Genomic DNA, 2,621 nt, shown 5'->3' with positions numbered 1-2,621 from the left:
TGGATATTCTGGCGATACTGACCCCCATTCTGGATACTGACCCCCCAGCGGGATTTTAGTTCATCGAGTTTGATGACCTGACAATTTTACTTCTTTTTTCTTAGACTTTCACCTTTTAGTTCAATTCTGTATGATGTATGCACCATCCGGTCGAGCAGTGCATCTGCAATCGTATTTTCACCAATCACATCATACCAACTTGCCACTGGCAGCTGACTGGCAATAATAGTTGCCTTGCAAGCATGGCGGTCTTCAATAATTTCCATAAAGTCCATACGTTGCTGTTGTTCCAAATGCGTTAACCCAAAGTCATCGAGTATGAGCAGATCCGTTCGGGAAAGTTTCTCAAAAAATTTGTAGATCGTACCGTCAATCCTGCTCATCTTAGTTTTTAGCAGCAACTTTTGCAGGTTGTAATAAACAACTTTATATCCCTGGGAACAAGCATGATGACCTAAAGCGGAAGCCAGAAATGATTTACCTGTACCAGTAGAACCGCAAACAAGTACTGCTTCTCCTTTAGCAATATAATCCCCTGTAGCCAGGTTTGCTACCAGAGACTTGTCTAAACCCCTGGATGTTTCCATGTGCAGTTCCTGAATGGAAGCCTGATAACGGAAGTGGGCACTTCGCTGTAGCCGCTCAAAGCGTTTATCGCTCCGGTCATCTTCTTCGGCCTGTAGCAGCATTTCCATGCCTTCAGTGAACGAAAGTTCATGATGTTTTCTAGTCTCCAATAATGCCTGCCAGCTACGGCCCATGCCGTGTAGGCGCAATTGTTTAAGTTGTGTTTCAATATTCATTTTTAGAATTGGATAGTGGTTTGTGTATAGTATTCTTTGCCACGAATGTTTCCATGTATGGGCAAGGATTGTTCTTTTGCAGGAAGGTCCTGGTGGTCTTCCATGTTATTTTGCAGGATGCGCCCTACAAAACGATAAGAGAAGTTTCGGTATTCAATGGCCAGTTCACATGCTTTAGCGAATGCAGCAACAGGCGCTTTTTTCTGCAGGCGCAGCAAGCCATCGCAGGTTCTATACAATTGTTCAGGATGCCTTGGCTGCTCAAACAGTAGCTGTACCAGCAGGTGTAATTCAGGAGATTTCTCTTTTGCTTTTTCTATATAATAAGCAGGGCTTCTATCCATATAATGACGGTGGTGAGAGTTTAGGTGTTCTTTTACCGTGGTATATCCTGCAGCCTGGTAGCTTCTGATGTGAACTGCAACCTGTTTGCCCCGGGCATAGACATAAACCATAGAACGGGTGTAAATGACCTTTACACGACTTCCAACATGGATAAAAGGTACGCTGTAGTAATGCTTGTCCCTGCCGATATAGATGTGATTATTATTAGCAACTTTGGGTTCACAGTAATACTTTACTTCAAAAGTGGTTGCTGGCAAAGAGCCAAGCAAATGCTTCTCAGCAGCAAGAAAACGCTCTTCTCTACACCAGGGTTTTTGCTGCATTCTAGTTTGGTTATGCGTCTTTACTTTCCCCTTAATAGCCTCGTTGAGTGCATCCAAAGAAAAGAACTGCCTATTGCGTAGCCGCGCATAAACCCTGTTGTAGATTAGTTTGACCTGGTTCTCAACCAGTGCCTTATCTCTTGGCTTCCTAGGCCTTGTTGGGACTACCGTAATGTTATAGTGATTGGCAAAGTCTTCCAGTGATCTGTTCACATCGGGTTCATAGCGATCTGCCTTGATGATAGCAGATTTCAAGTTGTCCGGTACCAATACCTTAGGTGTTCCACCAATATGCTGCAGGCAGCATTCTAGGGCATATAAGAAATCGGCAATTCGTTGACTGGGAACTGCGATCGCAAAGCTGTAATCCGAAAAAGGGAGGCAGGCCACAAATACCTGACAAGCAATCAACTCGCCAGTTATATGGTCAATATAGTATAGGGGTTTTCCTGCAAAGTCTACGAAGAGCTTGTCTGCTGCCAGGTGTTGCAGTTTCATTCCTGGTCGACGCGCCAGCAGTTGCTGCTGCAGATGATAACAGAACTGCGAGTAACTGTAGCCTTGCTGATAATCAATAATATATTCCTCCCAAAGCAGTTTCCGGGTTACACCCACATGTCCTAGTTGCTTCCTGTAGCTCTCCAGATTATCGCTCAAATGTTCAAACCTGGGATCTTTATAGGCAGGGTTACCAGCATGAAATTTACTCTCCAATACTGGATCTTCAAGAGCCAATAGTTCTGCTACGGGTAGCTTCCCCGTGGCTAACTTTATTAAATAGGACTTCACGGTATTCTTGCTGATACCTAAAGTACGGGCAATACTTTTAATAGAATCTCCCTGCCTGTGCAGGCGTAATAACTGTTTGATCTGACTCATTGCTTTTGCTTTTCCAGCCATCAGCACTCGAATTAAGTGAAAGAATATTCACCTAAATAAACTAAAATCAGTCAATCAAGGGGGTCAGTATGCTCCGGAATAACAAGCTTACCGCTCAAATTAGAGGGGTCAACATGCTCCGGTACGACCAGCGCATTGAAAACTAGGGGGGTCAGTATGCGCCGGAATGACAGGGTTTACAAAACTGCAAGCCTAAATCAGTTCTTTATTTATGCACATCTAGTGGGGTCAGCATCCTCCAGAATATCCA

Annotated in this window: 2 protein-coding genes; both read right to left on the bottom strand. The window is 44.1% G+C overall.

From position 1 onward, the window contains the following. Positions 1–86 precede the first annotated feature (86 nt). The gene (istB, locus tag FN831_RS27505; RefSeq protein WP_142531420.1) at positions 87–803 is read right to left on the bottom strand and encodes an IS21-like element helper ATPase IstB; all 717 of its coding nucleotides are present in this window, start codon (positions 801–803) and stop codon (positions 87–89) included. Between the two features lie 2 nt (positions 804–805). Next, complete coding sequence (gene istA, locus FN831_RS27500; RefSeq protein ID WP_142531419.1) at positions 806–2,371, bottom strand: IS21 family transposase; 1,566 nt, start codon at positions 2,369–2,371, stop codon at positions 806–808. Positions 2,372–2,621: the final 250 nt, after the last annotated feature.

The organism is Pedobacter westerhofensis, assembly GCF_900182595.1.
GTDB lineage: Bacteria > Bacteroidota > Bacteroidia > Sphingobacteriales > Sphingobacteriaceae > Pedobacter > Pedobacter westerhofensis.
This window is presented reverse-complemented; position numbering and strand designations above follow the sequence as displayed.

Bases quoted from the DNA above. Each gene is read 5' to 3' on its own strand.
- istA (WP_142531419.1), bottom strand. From the start codon at position 2,371: ATGGCTGGAAAAGCAAAAGCAATGAGTCAGATCAAACAGTTATTACGC.
- istB (WP_142531420.1), bottom strand. From the start codon at position 803: ATGAATATTGAAACACAACTTAAACAATTGCGCCTACACGGCATGGGC.